At 40.0% G+C, this 18,090-nt stretch carries 12 protein-coding genes and 1 CRISPR repeat array; of the genes, 4 read left to right on the top strand and 8 right to left on the bottom strand.

Annotated features, from left to right (window positions below):
• Positions 1-92: 92 nt before the first annotated feature.
• Positions 93-1,613, bottom strand: a complete 1,521-nt coding sequence (locus IQ264_RS19800) for an NB-ARC domain-containing protein (protein WP_193982527.1) — start codon at positions 1,611-1,613, stop codon at positions 93-95.
• A 432-nt stretch (positions 1,614-2,045) separates the two neighbouring features.
• Between IQ264_RS19800 and IQ264_RS19795 the strand changes: the two genes are divergently transcribed.
• Complete coding sequence (locus IQ264_RS19795) at positions 2,046-3,785, top strand: protein kinase domain-containing protein (protein ID WP_193982526.1); 1,740 nt, start codon at positions 2,046-2,048, stop codon at positions 3,783-3,785.
• A gap of 106 nt (positions 3,786-3,891) precedes the next feature.
• Positions 3,892-6,333, top strand: coding sequence for a VIT domain-containing protein (locus IQ264_RS19790; RefSeq protein ID WP_193982525.1), 2,442 nt, complete (start codon positions 3,892-3,894; stop codon positions 6,331-6,333).
• A 194-nt stretch (positions 6,334-6,527) separates the two neighbouring features.
• Here the strand turns inward: IQ264_RS19790 and phoU are convergent, their stop codons facing one another.
• The 6 genes from phoU to IQ264_RS19760 all read right to left on the bottom strand — a co-directional run bounded on the left by phoU (position 6,528) and on the right by IQ264_RS19760 (position 14,479).
• Positions 6,528-7,196, bottom strand: coding sequence for a phosphate signaling complex protein PhoU (gene phoU, locus IQ264_RS19785; RefSeq protein ID WP_193982524.1), 669 nt, complete (start codon positions 7,194-7,196; stop codon positions 6,528-6,530).
• Between the two features lie 40 nt (positions 7,197-7,236).
• Entirely contained in the window at positions 7,237-8,562 is a 1,326-nt protein-coding gene (locus IQ264_RS19780; protein WP_193982523.1) for a sensor histidine kinase, read from the bottom strand.
• 82 nt (positions 8,563-8,644) lie between these two features.
• Entirely contained in the window at positions 8,645-9,397 is a 753-nt protein-coding gene (locus tag IQ264_RS19775) for a winged helix-turn-helix domain-containing protein (protein ID WP_193982522.1), read from the bottom strand.
• 343 nt (positions 9,398-9,740) lie between these two features.
• Positions 9,741-12,072: direct repeats of the CRISPR family, unit length 37 nt; unit sequence GTTTTAAACATCATTAATCCCTATCAGGGATTGAAAC.
• 207 nt (positions 12,073-12,279) lie between these two features.
• On the bottom strand, positions 12,280-12,675 hold the full coding sequence (gene arsC / locus IQ264_RS19770) for an arsenate reductase, glutathione/glutaredoxin type (protein ID WP_193982521.1): 396 nt from the start codon (positions 12,673-12,675) through the stop codon (positions 12,280-12,282).
• 102 nt (positions 12,676-12,777) lie between these two features.
• Positions 12,778-13,911, bottom strand: coding sequence for an ACR3 family arsenite efflux transporter (arsB, locus tag IQ264_RS19765; RefSeq protein ID WP_193982520.1), 1,134 nt, complete (start codon positions 13,909-13,911; stop codon positions 12,778-12,780).
• Between the two features lie 250 nt (positions 13,912-14,161).
• A complete protein-coding gene (locus IQ264_RS19760) occupies positions 14,162-14,479 on the bottom strand; it encodes an ArsR/SmtB family transcription factor (protein ID WP_193982519.1) in 318 nt (105 codons plus the stop codon).
• 97 nt (positions 14,480-14,576) lie between these two features.
• On the opposite strand from IQ264_RS19760, the gene IQ264_RS19755 reads away from it, so the two are divergent.
• The gene (locus IQ264_RS19755) at positions 14,577-15,323 is read left to right on the top strand and encodes a creatininase family protein (RefSeq protein WP_193982518.1); all 747 of its coding nucleotides are present in this window, start codon (positions 14,577-14,579) and stop codon (positions 15,321-15,323) included.
• 277 nt (positions 15,324-15,600) lie between these two features.
• Here IQ264_RS19755 and radA read toward each other — a convergent pair whose 3' ends face one another.
• Positions 15,601-17,136, bottom strand: coding sequence for a DNA repair protein RadA (gene radA, locus IQ264_RS19750; RefSeq protein ID WP_193982517.1), 1,536 nt, complete (start codon positions 17,134-17,136; stop codon positions 15,601-15,603).
• Between the two features lie 176 nt (positions 17,137-17,312).
• Between radA and rpaB the strand changes: the two genes are divergently transcribed.
• Positions 17,313-18,047 (top strand): response regulator transcription factor RpaB, encoded by a 735-nt coding sequence (rpaB, locus tag IQ264_RS19745; RefSeq protein WP_193982543.1) that lies wholly within the window; start codon positions 17,313-17,315, stop codon positions 18,045-18,047.
• Positions 18,048-18,090: the final 43 nt, after the last annotated feature.

Raw genomic sequence — 18,090 nt, 5'->3', positions numbered from 1 at the left:
TCTAATAGCAATTCTTTAGGAAGATGCGCTCCCTTTACCCCACCCCAAATCCCTCCCCGTCCACAGGGAGGGGCTAATGATTAAGCGCAATTTTACAGAGAATTGATATAAGAGTGTAGATGGTGAAAAATTGCCATTATATTACAACCTATATAGCCAATTGCTAAAGGAGATTTATCGGACAAAAGCGATAAAATTTGATTGAGAATTTCGGGAAGAGTTGCGCCATAATTTCGCCATAATTGTTCTCTTAGTTGGTGTAGAATACGATCGCCTGCAATATCATCCGTCCCCGGTCGCAGCAACCAATGAGTTCGTAATACTTTAAAATAACCGATCTCATTACTTGGCACAACTTGATTAATTTCTTGCACTGTATTTTCTACTAATTTATCGGTGACAAATTTCATGACTAAGGGTTGCAATGAGAATGAATATTCGTTTTCATTCACCCATTTTTCTATTAAAGATCGCTTTTCCAGCCCTACAATTCCCGCCAAAATCATAGTTGGATCGAGTGAGATTAAAAAGTGAGATTGTAACCGACAAAAAGAAATAGGTTCTTGCCAAATTGCTAACCAGTAAATAATATCTCGTTCTAAATCAGAGAGTTGCTGGAATTGTTGTTGGAGGATGTGGTTTAGGCGATCGCCAATTACCAAAGCATTTTCATTTAGAAATGCAGCGATATTTCCAGCAAATATAGATTGAATTAAAGGAATTATCAGTTTGATTGCTAAAGGATTACCGCGATAAAGTTTAATCAAAGCTGATAATCCTAATTCTTTACCTGTAAATCCCTGAGATTGAAAAAGCCTGATAGTGTCAATTGTTGATAAACCCTGTAAAGTTAAACAGCAAAATACTTTGGGATTAATATCAATTAGATTTAGTTTTTCTCGACTGGTTATGATAATGCAGCTTTGATGACGAGTTTGGTTTAGTTGTTGGATGAGGGAATTGTAGGCGATCGCATTTTCTTGATTTGACAAAACTGTTTCTAGTCCATCTAATATTAGCAAACATCGACGTTGTTGTAAGAATTGAATTAGTTGTTTTATCCCTCGATCGATATCTTGAATAACTGTGCGATCCAAAATACTTAAAATATTATCTAATAAAGTAAGTATAGAAGAACTATTGAGCAGCGATTTCCAAATTAAACGATCAAATTTTGCCTGAATTCGGTCTGCTAAAGCCAGCGCCAATGAAGTTTTACCAATCCCACCAATTCCGACAATTGTTACTAATTTACAGCCATCCGTTATCCACTGTTCTAAGTCTTCTAATTCTTGATTTCTTCCGTAAAAAGTTTCTATATCAGGGGCTTCATTCCAATCTAAAAAAGGAGTAGAAGGTTGGGAGTCAGGAATCGAGGAAATATCAGATAAATCTACAATTGCTTCCCAATTACTAATACCAACTGCTTGGCAAATAGCAATAAAAATTTCACGTTGAATACGTTCTCCTTGCCAAAATCGTCGTAAAGTAGCCTTAGAAGTGTGAGCATCTTGCCACCAACAAGCAGTGCTGGTTTTCGTCCAACCGCGACGTTGACGCACTTTATCTACAATAATTAATCCTGCTGGTGATGCTTTGAGCGAGTTTGACATAGATCTGGGAAGTGAACAAGTTATCTCTATTTTGGCTTAACAGAACTTGCTCTTTGTAGGATATTGTATGTTCAGATTTGATGTTCCTGGATGTCGTTCTGATTTTCAACGCTCTCGGTTACGCCTGAATAAGTAACCTTTCGGCACTATGCTTAGTCGCATCATCAGTATAAACATCTAGTGAAAGTCAGCCGGATAGAAAGCTTTACGTATTTTTTCCGTAACACTGATAGAGATTTTCCAAAAGTGGGTAAGTTATATCCAATAGTTTATTGAAATTAACTGGAAGCGAGTGCAGATAACTTAGTAGCTGCGCTCCACAAATACTAGTAATTATACTGATGCCAAATCATTACACGAATTGGCAATCAGATTAGTTTGGGCTTGCTAATTTTTTGGTCTAATTTTGACCTAATTTTAGGAGGATTAATCATGAATTCATTGCAGAATTTAAATCAAAAACAATTAGATGTGCAGCCTCATCCTCCCTATCGAATTATCGGTAAACTTACTTGGCAAATCAGTTTGGAAAGAACGATTTATCTGGCGAAAATAACTAATAGTGAAAAAGTTGTCCTTCTGCACAAATTTTCCTGGTCAAAAACCCCATCTAACTTATCTTGGGCAAATATTGCCGCCGAAATAGACAATTTACTTAAATTAAAGCATTCGGGTATTTTACCTTATTTAGATAGCTTTGTAACTGCCAGCAGTTTTTGGTTAGTTCAAGAGTATAAACAAGCCAGACCTTTAAATATATCCAACAAACTACCTGCCAAGGAGATTAAGCATATAGCTATCTCAATTTTAGAAATTTTAATTTATTTGCAATCTCGCAATCCAGCGGTAGTTCATCAAGCAATCAGACCGGAAAATATTTTAGTTAAAGATAAGGAAGTTAACTTAATCAATTTCCGCTTAAGCTTAGAATCTGTAACCGGAATCAACCAATATTTTCTAGCTCCCGAACAATTATGCAATCGGTTCGTAACTACTACTACCGACCTTTACAGCCTTGGCTTTACCCTGATTTGTCTATTGGCTCAAACTAATCAGGTCAAAGACTTATTCGATCGTCACAAAAGAATTAAATTTCAGCATTTGATGCCAACAGACTTGAGTTTGCGCTTCATAGAGTGGCTCTATACAATGGTGCAGCCGAATCGCCATGAACGCTATCCAAATGCGGCGGCAGCTTTAGAGGCATTGGAAGGAATCGAATGGAAGCGCTTACCAGAAATCAGAGGTGTTCCTCAACATTTAGAGTTAAAAGCAACTCAACCTCAAGAAATACTCGTGCAACGCTTCATAATTACTAATGGAATTCCCGACACAATTCTCAAAGGAAGTTGGCGAGTTGGTTGGCATCCAAACGATCCGCTTTGTCTTCCTCCTAACCATGCTTGGATCTCTTTTAAACCTGCTTCTTTTGAGGGAAATCGAGTAGAATTTCAAGTGATTGTAAATACTAAGTTATTGCGAATTAATCAAACTTATCGCCGTCGGCTATTGTTAGAAACAAATGCCACTACAAAACTTTACACGCTGATTTTGCAAGTGCAGACAGTAAAGCTTACTTGCAAGCAACTGCCAATTCTTTCTCTTCTATGGTTGCTAATAGTTAGTATAGTGGCTGGATGGCTAGGTTACTCGGTTGTAGGTTTAGGATTGTTGATTTCTGGCGGAGCAGTAATTGGAATAATGCTGGGTTCAATGGTGGGATGGGGGGCAGAATTTTCTCACCCCGAATTAATGATGAGTGCCTTGCGAACTTCTGTTTCCGTATCCGGGTTGTTGTTGATGGGACTTGGGAATGCGTTCGGATTGACTGATGGGGGATTTTCCAGTTATTTGTGTGGTTCTATATTATGTGGTTTTTTCTTAGGATTTGTGATGGGATGGGTGGGTTTGGCGGTTGCTGTTAATGTGGTGAGAAGTCACTTAAAACATCGGTTTTCTCGGTTTTTCGCCCTTGCAAACACAATTTTGTGCAGCGGTTTAGGCATTGTCCTGGGACTGGGATTGCAAGTGGGATTTCTCTATCCTTCAATTCGCTTTATGTTATCATTCATAGCTTTTCCCTTTGCTTTGCTCCTGGTGAGCCCTCTTTTAACTCAAGCTATTTTCTCATTTCGATACCACTTATCCTGGTACTTCTTGATTAAACGGTAGCAATCTAAGTACTGAGCATCAACTGAACACAAAACTGAGCACTTTTCCTCAAAAAGCTCGTTTACGCTAAAAGTAATCAGACGATCGCATTATGGAGATTACCACTATGACTCAAACTATCAAACAACAACCCGGTGGTTTATACGTTCAAACTCCCGATCGACAACAAATTGCTTTTCCCCTCAAACACACTGAAGTTCAAGCAAAAATTGCCGGAAATATCTCACGAGTAGAAGTTACACAAACTTTTGAAAATCCATTTACAACTACCTTAGAAGCGGTTTACATTTTCCCGTTACCGGATGAAGCAGCAGTTGATGATATGCTGATTCGGATTGGCGATCGCACAATCAAAGGTAATATCAAAAAACGCCAAGAAGCACAACAAATTTACGAACAAGCTAAAAAACAAGGACGCACAGCCGGACTATTAGAACAAGAACGCGATAACATTTTTACTCAATCTCTAGCTAACATCAAACCTGGGGAACAAATTGATGTAATTATTCGCTATAGTGACAGCTTGAAATTTGCAGCAGGTAATTATGAATTTGTGTTTCCAATGGTAGTTGGGCCTCGTTATATTCCCGGAACAACTATTGAGGATAATACAATTGGGTGTGGTTCTGCACCTGCACCAATGACGCAAAATCAAGATACCGATTTAGTGCCTGATGCTTCGCGGTTGAATGCGCCAATTTTACCAGAGGGAACTCGTTCTCGGCATGATATTAATGTGACTGTGGAAATTGATGCTGGGGTGGAAATTCGCAATGTTTATTCGCCTTCTCACCAAATTCAAATTACCAAATCACAACAAATTGTTCGAGTAAACTTAGCAAGTGGAGACACCATTCCGAACAAAGATTTGATTTTGCGTTATCAAGTTGCAGGTGATGACACACAAACAACAGTGTTAACTCAAACTGATGAACGAGGCGGACATTTTGCCGTTTATCTAATTCCAGCAATTGAATATAAACCTAATCAAATTGTCCCGAAAGATGTAGTATTTCTGATTGATACTTCAGGTTCTCAGTCAGGTGCGCCATTGATGCAATGTCAGGAATTAATGCGGCGTTTTATTAACGGATTGAATCCTAATGATACGTTCAGCATTATTGATTTTTCCAATACTACTCAGCACCTTTCACCTGTTCCTTTAGCTAATACGGCACAAAATCGATCGCTCGCCATCAACTATATCAATCGATTAAATGCCAGTGGCGGAACGGAATTATTACGAGGAATTCGTGCAGTATTAAATTTTCCCGTTACAGATCCGGGAAGGTTACGAAGTATTGTCTTATTAACTGATGGTTATATCGGCAACGAAAATCAAATTTTGGCAGAAGTTCAACAGAACTTAAAACCAGGAAATCGCCTTTATAGTTTTGGTGCTGGTAGTTCAGTAAATCGTTTTCTTTTGAATCGAATTGCTGAAATCGGACGAGGAATTTCTCGAATTATTCGTCATGATGAACCAGTCAATGAGGTTGTGGAAAAGTTCTTTCATCAAATCAATAATCCAGTGTTAGGTAACATTAACTGGCAATGGGAAGGTGAAGGAGAATCTCCTATTATTTATCCGCAAACACCTCCAGATTTATTTGCCGAACAACCATTAGTTTTGTTTGGTCGTAAATCAGACAAACTTGCAGGAAAATTGCAGATTAATGGCATTGCTGCGGGAGGAATTCGCTATCAACAAACTTTCAATTTAGATTTTGTTGATGTTGGTAATCCTGCGATCGCTCAACTTTGGGGACGTTCTCGCATCAAAGATTTAACGAATCAAATGGTGAGTGGAGATACTAAGAAAGGTGTGGAAGCAGTAACAGATACGGCTCTTTCTTATCAATTACTATCGCAATATACGGCTTTTGTTGCTGTTAGTGATGATGTGCGAGTTGATGCAACAGAAAGTTCTGTTTCTGTACAAGTACCTGTAGAAATGCCAGAAGGTGTAAACTATCAAGGAGTTTTTGGTGGGATTAATTATGCTGCTGCACCTGGATCTCAAATGGCAGGACGACGTAGGCGGTTATCCTCTTCCGATTCAGTAAAACCAGAAATTCTCGAATTACGATCGCCTAGTCCTCCACTTTCAAGATCAAAGAGTGAAATTTATGAAGATCCATACGATATCACATTAATCAATCCAGCATCCTTTGGTGATGATGATGATGTTTTTGATGAAGGACTTTATGCAGCAGCAGCACCATCCATGCCAATGGAAGCAATGGAAGAATCTGCATTTCCTGTGCAACCTTTGCAAATTTTGAGTGCGATCGGACTGGATGAAAAAGCGATCGAACTTCTCACACAACATCTCCAATTACTGATGTTACCAGATGGATTTAGTGGTGATTTAGTCTTTGAATTTCAGGTCAACAAAGGAAGAGTCAAACAAGTTGTGTGGGATGAAGAAGCATCTTCTGCAAAAGACGATAAAGTTATTCGGTTGATTCGGCGATCGCTCCTGACTTGGCAACCTCCCAAAACTATTACCAATACGATTCAACTGACTATTCGCATTCACACATAATTAGGACTTACGTACTCTGGGTTTGAAACTCTGATCCCCCCTAACCCCCCTTACCAAGGGGGGAATTTCTTAAGCCCCCTTGGTAAGGGGGTTGGGGGATCTCAGTGCATAAGTCCTAATAATCTGAACTAGCATTAGCAATGAAATCTTCAGCATTCTAACTCGCTGAAGATTTCTCAATTTTTAGGCTCTCATCAAGAGCGATGTCCAGTGACGATATATGCTACTCTTTGACCGATGTTGGTGGCGTGGTCTGCCATGCGTTCTAGGTGGCGGATGACCAAGACTAATAGTAAGATTGGTTCGACTACGCCTTGGATGTCGCGTTGTCCGGCTAGGCGTTGGTAAAAGGTTTCGTAGGCAGTATCGACTACATCATCTTGTTGTTTGACTCGGCTTCCAGCTTCTGCGTCTAAATCAGCTAAAGCTACTAAGCTCATGCCTAGCATTGCTTGTGCTTGATGGGACATGGTAGCGATTTCTGATAAATAGGCGTGAGGTGGGTAGGGAAAGAGTTTGACGGAAATTTCGGCTAAATCTTGGGCATAATCGCCTATTCGTTCTAAATCTCGGACTAATTGCATATAGGCGCTTAATAGCCGCACATCTTGAGCTACTGGTGCTTGTAATGTGATTAGGGCAGCACAATCTAACTCTATTTGACGGTAGAGTTGGTCAATTTGTTTATCGATTAAAGGAATTTCCTCTGCTGCGGCTAAGTCGCGGTTAAATAGGGACTGATGACACAGACGGAAAGATTGTTCGACTAATGCACCCATTCTTAAAACATCACGTTCTAAGCGCCTGAGACTGCGCTCAAAGTTGATGCGTTCGGGTGGGGAGTTGAAAGGAGAGGAGTTCACCCTAATTTATCTACCAAATAAGGTGCGAGTATCTAAAATTTTAATCGTTTACAGATTTTTCAAAAGGTAACTCTATTTTCAGCCAAGCGCCACCTGTTTGAGGGTGATTTTTGGCGGTGACGGAACCACCATGAGCTAAGATGATTTGGCGGACGATCGCTAAACCTAAACCACTACCTGTTGTAGTAGATTTAATAGTGCCTTCCGACTCTGTAGTAGATGTTGTTTGCCTTTTCCGAGAAGGGTCTCCTCGATAAAGCCTTTCAAAAACATAAGGTAAATCTGACATAGGAAATCCGGGGCCGCAATCTATAATATTAATCTCTACAAATTGGGGAATACCTGTCTCTGGATAGATGTTAAATACAACTCTGATTTCTCCGGCTTCTGGGCTGTATTTAATACTATTATCGAGTATGTTTAAAAAGACTCGGTATAAACGAGACTCGTCGGCTTCTATTGACAGGGATTGGGGCCCAAAATAGTTGAATTTGAGATTTTTGGCATTATATAAAGGTTCTAAACTTTGCCAAACAGAACAAATTAATGTGTGTAAATCTAAGGGTTGACGGCGCAGATGATTGCTGGAATCAGTTTCTAGTTGGCTGAGTTCTAACCAATCTTGTACTAAGCTAATTAGTCGATTAACTTCTGGTAATAATCGCTCTACCCAACGACTTAATGGTGGTTCTAAACGGTCTTGTAAAGCTTCTGCTACCAAACGAATCGAAGTTAAGGGTGTTCTTAGTTCGTGTGCTAAATCTGATACCCAACGATTTTGGGCTTGAGAAAGTTCGACTAAAGCTTGACGATTTTCTAAGAATACTCCAACTCGCCCCTTGGATAAGGGCAAACTGGTGGCTCGAATGGTGAGAGATTTGGGTATGAGATGTTCTTGATATTCTCCGGTTTCTGTGTTGGAGTAAGTGGTATGAAATAGCCATTCTTGTTTGATTGGTTGCTGTTGGTGGCGAGTTTGATCGATTAGTACGTCGAGTTCGTAAGAACGGACTAATTCAAGTAGCAGGCGCACTTGTCCAGGTTCCCATCTGTCTATGTTTAACATTTGCCTTGCTTGTTCGTTACACCAAATTAGCTGGTTTTCTTCATCAACCATGAGAAAGCCGCAGGGTGCTATTTGGAGAATTTCTTGCCAAGTTTGGATTTCGCTTTCTAGTAGTTGGCGTTGTTCATTGGCTAAAGTTACTCCCCGACGTAACCTAGATATTAGGGGTAAGGCTGAGTCGATACCTGGTATTTCTAGAGCTAGCAATAATCGCTTTAACTTTTGATTAAAGCGCATTCGCCAGAATAAAGAAAATGCCAATCCTATTAATAAACCAATCAGAAATTGAACTAAGGACATTTGTGCGATCGGTGGCTAGCGACCAATGATAACTATCAACTAACCACATATCAACTATCAACCAAATCACCAAATTTTCAAACTATCCAAATCGATAACCAAATCCGCGAATGGTAATAATGTATTCTGGGCGACTTGGGTCTTTTTCCAATTTCTCGCGCATCCAACGAATGTGGACATCGACGGTTTTACTATCTCCGACAAAATCTTGACCCCAAACTTGGTCGAGTAGTTGTTCTCGCGACCACACGCGCCGAGGATAACTCATAAATAATTCTAGGATGCGGAATTCTTTAGGGGCAAGGTTGACTTCTTCTCCGCGCAGTAAAACACGACATTCTTGGGGATAGAGTGCGATGTCTTTATACTGCAACATTGGTGGCTGTGTTAAACCACTAAGGCGTTGACGACGAAGTAAGGCGCGACAACGGGCGACAAATTCCCGCATACTGAAAGGTTTGGTTAGGTAGTCGTCTGCGCCTACTTCTAAGCCTAATACGCGATCGGTTTCGCTGCCTTTGGCACTAAGAATTAAAATGGGGACTGGATTACCTTGGCGACGGAGTAACCGACAAATATCTAATCCATTGACTAGGGGTAGCATGATGTCTAAAACTAGTAGGTCAATGAATGATTCTCCGGTTTCGTTGCTGGCGTTTTGCAGGATACTAATTGCTTTTTGTCCGTCCGCAGCTGTGAGTACTTCGTAGTCTTGTTCCTGTAACGCCATGACTAGCATTTCACGAATTAAGTCTTCGTCTTCTACTACTAGGATGCGTCTTTTTTGCCCGATTTCGGTTGCTGATGGATTTGGCGTTATCTCAAGGGAAAACATGATTAAGGAATTAGGTTCTCAGTTGTTCCATCCAAACAATAACGCGATCGGTAGTCAACAAGTGTGTGATTAAACAATTTTTTTCGCTTAAATGCGCGGATGGGTGGGTGTTGGTTTTTGTTCTGCTGATACAAGTGGCGCAAATGCTTTTCTACCAAGGCTTTAACTATTCATCTACCTGGTTTCCGACCCGCGCAAGTCTCCAAACCCTTGGCCCGATTGGGTTTTATGCTCTCTTTACAATTCTTGATTTCTTAAGTTAGGGGTTGGAATGATATAATTCTTTTGATTCGCGAAATCGCACCTTGAAAACTTCATATATTCTGCTTTTCGGGTTCCTGCCGTTTTAAACATCATTAATCCCTATCAGGGATTGAAACAACCCTTTATGGAATATTTAGTTTTGCTGTTGTAGAAGTTTTAAACATCATTAATCCCTATCAGGGATTGAAACTGAGCAATTTAATTCCTTTAAGGATGTTGGCTATCTCCCGTTTTAAACATCATTAATCCCTATCAGGGATTGAAACTCACATAAGGGGGTATTTCTGCACAACTAGTCAGTGTTTTAAACATCATTAATCCCTATCAGGGATTGAAACTGCGCGGAATCGCTAAGGCATACCAGTTTAACTGGAACATGTTTTAAACATCATTAATCCCTATCAGGGATTGAAACCTTAAACAAGGTAGCCGACCATCAGCGGTAATCTGCGTTTTAAACATCATTAATCCCTATCAGGGATTGAAACGATCGCCATTCCTTCGGGTGAAGTGAACAACAGCTGATCGGGTTTTAAACATCATTAATCCCTATCAGGGATTGAAACATTAATGCGGTTCCAGATGATTTATGTGCTATTGTTTTAAACATCATTAATCCCTATCAGGGATTGAAACGACGGGACTGGCAAATCAACAGTTTTCACTGTTACACGTTTTAAACATCATTAATCCCTATCAGGGATTGAAACGTAGTTGTTCGGTGTTGCCTGTGTTGCCTTCTTCTGGTTTTAAACATCATTAATCCCTATCAGGGATTGAAACGGAGTTTGTACTTCTTCCAATTTGGCAATACTAGTTTTAAACATCATTAATCCCTATCAGGGATTGAAACGACAGCTATAACTTGCCGCTTCCTCCCGGCTCCCTTATCTAGTTTTAAACATCATTAATCCCTATCAGGGATTGAAACCGGGTGCTTCTTTCTGTGGAAAAGTCTTTTTAACAGTTTTAAACATCATTAATCCCTATCAGGGATTGAAACAGCAATAACCCTTGGACTGAAGTGAAAGATTTAAGTTTTAAACATCATTAATCCCTATCAGGGATTGAAACTTGATTGATAAGGGTTTCGCCACTTACCAGCTAGCATGTTTTAAACATCATTAATCCCTATCAGGGATTGAAACGCCCCTGACTTTGAACGTAACGTCTAACCGCGCTAGAGACGCTGGTTTTAAACATCATTAATCCCTATCAGGGATTGAAACCGATTTGGTGATTTTACATAACTCAATACTGCTTCAAGAATCGTTTTAAACATCATTAATCCCTATCAGGGATTGAAACAATTGATGGTTTTGACAGTCGTCAAACTTCTTTGGTTTTAAACATCATTAATCCCTATCAGGGATTGAAACATATACATACAAAAACTCAAGTCCGCGAAACAGTTAACAAAGTTTTAAACATCATTAATCCCTATCAGGGATTGAAACCTTTTTTCCAATCTTCTAGCCTTTTTGATGGTTGTTTTAAACATCATTAATCCCTATCAGGGATTGAAACTAATACCTCTCTCAATTCTTCATGCGTCATACAACTTCCGTTTTAAACATCATTAATCCCTATCAGGGATTGAAACCCTCATAACGCACCTCTAGGTCAAGTGATTTAATGGTTTTAAACATCATTAATCCCTATCAGGGATTGAAACCTTCTTCTAATGGCGCTTATTATATGCACTCCGTAAAAGTTTTAAACATCATTAATCCCTATCAGGGATTGAAACATAGGCATTAATCGCTTATCCCACTTACCCTGCTCTCCGTTTTAAACATCATTAATCCCTATCAGGGATTGAAACTACATTCACCCAGCGCTTAAGGAATTGCTGCAAGTTTTAAACATCATTAATCCCTATCAGGGATTGAAACGCTCAAAATATTCGGAAGATGCGAGAAACTTCTGAGTTTTAAACATCATTAATCCCTATCAGGGATTGAAACTTTACAGTAAACAGAGAAGTCATCCGTTGACCCTAGGTTTTAAACATCATTAATCCCTATCAGGGATTGAAACTGCTAATGGAAATCCTGTGGTCGAACAGTCTTTTCGGTTTTAAACATCATTAATCCCTATCAGGGATTGAAACTTAAAAAGCTTAAGGGAGGGTTTATAACCCTCCCAAGTTTTAAACATCATTAATCCCTATCAGGGATTGAAACAGCTAAAAATGCGGGAATTGATGAAGCGATGGGAAATCAAGTTTTAAACATCATTAATCCCTATCAGGGATTGAAACTTGTTCAAAAGCGCCATATCGATGGGCAAGTCTTGTTTTAAACATCATTAATCCCTATCAGGGATTGAAACGAGTACTTTACGAGAGTCACGAGCCGGAGCCAAGCCTTTGGTTTTAAACATCATTAATCCCTATCAGGGATTCAACTGTCTACAACTGTTTTATAGTAAGTTGGATTTAAGGATTTTTTTACCACAGATGTCCACAGATAAACACAGATGAACACAGATGTATATGTTATCTTTGGGCTTCGTAGTTATGTTTTTTTAGTACGCAGATGAAAGCAAATAAACGCAGATGAACGCAGATGAAGATGTTATTTTTATCTTCTGTGTTCATCTTTGTTATCATTGATTTAACTGAGTTTTTCTACTAGGTTTGCTACTCTTTCTTTGATTTGATCTCGCACTGTTTGAAAGGTTTCTTTTGATTTTCCTGCTGGATCTTCGAGTTGCCAATCTTCAAAGACTTCTCTTAATATCCACGCTTCTGGTAAGTTGACTCCACAGCCACATAAGGAAATTACTGCGTCGTAATCTTCGGCTTGAAAATCACTTAAGGCTTTGGATGTTTGATCGGTAATATCTATGCCAATTTCTGACATTACTTCTACTGCGTTGGGGTTAACAACGCTTGCTTCTAAGCCGGAACTGGTAACGGCAATTTTTCCTGCTCCTAATGTTTTAGCAAATCCTTCTGCTATCTGAGAACGAGCCGAGTTTTTCTTGCAAACAAACATCACTTTTTTCATGATTTATTTCTCTCTGTGTAAATGGTTTGGCTTGGGCGGGTTTTGACTTTCAACTTAATTACTAGGAATTGAAATTTTTGGCTAAACCCGCCCCTACGGATATTACATTTTCAAACAACGAGGATCGAATAAGGTGGCTTTTTCCGGTTCTCGCGGAAACCAAAATGCTGTTTTTTTGCAAATTTCTACCAGCATTAACATGACTGGCACTTCAATTAAAACGCCTACTACTGTGGCTAATGCTGCACCAGAATTTAATCCAAATAATGTGACTGCTGTGGCGATCGCCACTTCAAAATGATTACTCGCGCCAATTAATGCTGCTGGTGCTGAATCTTCATAAGCAAGATTCATTTTTAAGGCGGCTACGTAGCTAATCAAAAAGATGAAGTTTGTTTGAATGAATAGGGGAACTGCAATTAACAAAATGTGTAGCGGATTGTTAACTATTAGTTCGCCTTTGAAAGCAAATAGTAATACTAAGGTAAGTAACAGGGCGGTGATTGCGATCGGACCTAGATAATGCAAAAATTTCTCTTCAAACCACCTTTTACCTTTATGTTTGAAAATCCAATAGCGGCTGTACATCCCCGCAGCTAATGGTAAACCTACATAAATTAAGACTGATAAAAATATCGTTTCCCAAGGAACAACCAAGTTATTTGCTGCTAGTAACCATCTCCCTAAAGGTGCATATAAAAACAGCATAGCTAGAGAGTTGACTGCTACCATTACTAAGGTATGTCCTTGATTGCCGTAACAGAGATAGCCCCACATTAAAACCATTGCTGTACAAGGGGCAATTCCTAATAAAATCGCTCCCGCAATGTAAGAATTTGCTAGGGGAACTTCTGCACCTCTAATGATTTCGGTTCCGGTAATTAAGGGGCGAAATAACCAACCTAAAAAGAACTGGGCAAATACTACCATTGTGAATGGTTTAATTAACCAGTTGACTACCAAAGTTAAAATTACAGGTTTGGGCGCTTTGATCGCATTTTTAGCTTGGATAAAGTCAATTTTTACCATGATGGGATACATCATGAAAAATAAGCAAATGGCGATCGGAATTGATACCTGATAAATGCTCATTGCATCTAAGGTAACAGCAATTTGAGGAAAAATTCTCCCTAAAATAATGCCAGCAATGATACACAAAAATACCCAAACAGTCAGATATTTTTCAAAGAAGCTGAGATTGCTACCCGCTTCTATTTTTTTATAATTTTGCGTCATTTCTTTGTATTGAATTAAAATTCGGTATGCACTTCAGCAAGGCGAAAACCTTGTTCTGGTATCGATACCCAATCACAGTGAGTAATATCAATTCCCTAATACTTTGCTACAAGTCAATCCGCGCATCTCAGTGTCTTCGCGTCAGTCATCTGTAGCGAAACTTAAAAAGAAACGATATATGTTGTATTACCATCATTTCAAAAAAAATTGATTTGTCAAGCACATTTCAATAAAACTTGATGATTGCGTTTTATTCCTGGCATTTGCGGGCAGGAACGATCGGACTGTAGCGCCGATAATCTGCCAAATACTGCTCTAAAACTACAAATTGAGACAAATTCAGACTGTAATAAATCCAACGTCCTTCTTGTTTGGCACGAAGCAAGCCCGCTTCCTTAAGGGTTTTGAGGTGAAAAGAGAGTTTAGATTGACTGACTTCTAGCTGTTCGCATAATTCACAAACACACAATTCTCTTTGCCGCAATAGTTCGATGATTTGTAGACGCAAGGGGTCAGACAAAGCATGAAATCCGGCAATAATTTGGGTGGGTGTAACTGTATTTACCATCAACTTTTTTTAATTCATAACCTAATCTTAAACTTCTTTTGGCGCTTTCACCACCATTTATTTAAAATGAAACCTGTACAACAACTGAGAACTGGGTATGCTGCTACATTTAAGTACTTGGACAGAAGTAGAAGCCTATTTAGCAAAGTCTACAGGCATTATTATGCCAATTGGTTCTACTGAACAGCATGGGCCAACAGGATTAATAGGTACGGATGCGATTTGTGCCGAGGCGATCGCTAAAGGTGTCGGAGAGGAAATTAACGCAATCGTGGGGCCAACAATTAATGTCGGTATGGCCCTACATCATACAAGTTTCCCTGGTACAATTAGCCTCCGTCCTAGTACGATGATTCTACTAATTAAAGACTATGTAACTTCTTTAGCCAAAGCCGGATTTACTAAATTCTATTTTATAAACGGACATGGCGGAAATATCGCCACAATGAAAGCCGCTTTTGCTGAAACTTACGCTTATTTAGCGGATTTAAATGTGAGTAATCATGAGCAAGTAAAATGCCAAGTCGCTAACTGGTTTATGTGTGGTTCAGTATACAAATTAGCTAAGGAATTATACGGTGAACAAGAAGGTTCTCATGCCACTCCCAGCGAAGTAGCTGTTACTCAATTTGTTTACCCAGAAGCTATTAAACAAGGTCAACTTTCGGAAGAAGTTGGCAAAGGACACACAATTTATGGCGCTGTAGATTTTCGCAAACGTTATCCAGATGGCAGAATGGGATCTAATCCAGCTTTAGCAACACCGGAACATGGAAAACAATTTTATGAATTAGCAGTGAAAGAATTAAGTAATGGGTATTTGGAATTTTTAAATGCTGAGTGAAGGGAACAGGAGACAAGGGGACAAGGGTACAAGGGGACAAGGAGACAAGGGGACAAGGAGACAAGGGGACAAGGAGACAAGGGGACAAGGGGACAAGGACAAGTATTTCTCTCAATTCCTCCTGATATCTTCTCTTTGTCTTACAAAAAAAAGCAAGAGGAAACAGTAAAATTTTGAGCAAATTTTTAAATTAAATTGCTATTTAAAACCACAGATAAACGCGAATCAACTATCTCTTATCTGCGTTTATCTGCGTGCATCTGCGGTTAATTTTATTTTATTCTTCTAACTCCTCATCTTCTTCATAATCAGAAAATTCATCGCCACCGAAGCGAGGTTGTGCGGGAATAGCAGCAACGATCGCATCTATCACCTTAGAAACCGGAACAATTTCTAAACCGTAATCGGCGAATTTTTGCCCTTTGGGAACGATCGCTCTTTGAAACCCAAGTTTCGCTGCTTCTTTTAACCGCAATTCCATTTGGGAAACAGAGCGAACTTGTCCGCCTAAACCCACTTCCCCAATTAACACAGTGCGGGGATCGACAATGCGATCGCGAAAACTTGCCACAACTGCGATCGCAATTCCCAAATCCACCGCAGGTTCTTCCACATTTAAACCCCCAGCAGAAGCCACATAAGCATCTAATTTAGATAAAGGAATTCCCACCCGTTTTTCCAAAACTGCCAAAATTTGTAACAGGCGATTGTAATCAACACCAGTAGTCGATCGACGCGGACTAGAATAACTAGTTGGACTTACCAAAGCTTGCAATTCAACTACTAACGGACGAGTCCCTTCACAAGCTACAACGATCGCCGTTCCTGGTGCAGCTTCGTCCCGATTTCCTAAGAATAATTCCGAAGGATTGGCAACTTCTCTTAAACCCCGATCGGCCATTTCAAAAATGCCGATTTCGTTGGTTGCGCCAAAGCGATTTTTTACCGATCGCAACAACCGATGCGAAGCAAAACGATCGCCCTCAAAATACAATACCGTATCCACCAAATGTTCTAAAACCCTTGGGCCTGCGATCGCCCCTTCCTTAGTAACGTGACCCACAATTAACATCGTAATATCATCACGTTTCGCCACCTTCATTAACGCCGCAGTACATTCCCTAACCTGCGCCACCGAACCAGGTGCCGAAGTCAGTGTTGGTAAAAAAACCGTTTGGATACTATCAATTACTGCTAAATTTGGCTTCAAAGATTCTAACTCCTTTAAAATCTCTTCCAAATCAGTTTCAGCTAATACATAAAGTTTCGGTTCTTGTACCTCCGCCAACTCCGAACTTTCTACTAAATCTGTTTGTTCTGACTCTTCTATTTCCGAATCAAAATTCTCACCAACTCCCAAACGAGACGCTCTCAACTTTACTTGTTGTCCCGACTCTTCGCCAGAAACATAAAGAATGCGCCTTTCCTCAGAAAGTTGATTTGCCACTTGCAGCAACAAGGTGGATTTACCAATTCCCGGGTCTCCGCCAATCAAAACCAAAGAACCTGGAACCACCCCACCACCTAAAACTCGATTAAATTCTTCGTAGCCAGAAGACCACCTCGCCTCCTGTCTGTCGCTAATTTGGGAAAATTTTAAAGACAACCTTGGCTTTGGTTCAGCATGATTCACTGATTTACCATTACTCCGAGCCCCTCCAGGCCAAGTACCACGACTGGGAAGAGTAGCTGATTGGGTGATAAGCTGTTCTTCGAGGGAATTGTAAGTATTACAGGAAGGACACTTACCAAACCATTGTGGAGACTCGGCCCCGCATTCGCTACAGATATAAGAAGTTCGAGGCTTAGGCATTGTGATAATTGTAAAAAACTGTAAACATTAACTTGTAAATCTTAAGAAAGCTTGAAATCCAGCAATCATAAGAATTTCGGCTTAAAACAACGGAACTCTTTAGGGTAATATCTTAATTAATGGTACTAAAAATTAATGAAGAGAAACGCTACAAATTTGAAGGAGAATTGAGTAACTTGGAAAGCCACAAAGAGAAAATTTTGGTGGTTGACGATGAAGCCAGCATTCGCAGGATTTTGGAAACTCGTCTGTCAATGATTGGTTATGATGTCGTCACTGCTGCCGATGGCGAGGAAGCCTTAGAAACATTTCGTAACGCTACTCCTGACTTAGTGGTTTTGGACGTAATGATGCCGAAACTCGATGGTTATGGTGTTTGTCAGGAATTGCGGAAAGAATCTGACGTGCCAATCATTATGCTAACAGCTTTAGGAGATGTGGCCGATCGGATCACAGGTCTAGAGTTAGGTGCAGATGATTACGTGGTCAAACCATTTTCCCCCAAAGAGTTAGAAGCTAGAATCCGTTCCGTACTCAGACGGGTAGATAAAAGCGGCATTTCCGGTATCCCCAGTTCCGGTGTAATAACCGTCGTAAATATTAAAATTGACACCAATAAACGCCAAGTCTACAAAGGCGATGAGCGAATTCGGCTCACTGGTATGGAGTTTAGCTTGCTAGAACTCTTAGTCAGCCGTTCAGGAGAAGCTTTCTCTCGCTCAGAAATCCTCCAAGAGGTGTGGGGTTATACTCCCGAACGTCACGTAGATACCCGTGTGGTAGATGTTCACATTTCTCGCTTACGCGCAAAGTTAGAAGATGACCCTAGCAACCCAGAATTGATTCTCACTGCTAGAGGTACAGGCTATCTCTTCCAAAGAATTATTGAACCGGGAGAAGCTGAAAAGTAGGAGACTCTTGGGACAAGGGGAGATGGGGAGATGGGGAGATGGG

Source organism: [Phormidium] sp. LEGE 05292, from assembly GCF_015207735.1.
In the GTDB taxonomy this organism is placed as follows: domain Bacteria; phylum Cyanobacteriota; class Cyanobacteriia; order Cyanobacteriales; family Aerosakkonemataceae; genus Floridanema.
This window is presented reverse-complemented; position numbering and strand designations above follow the sequence as displayed.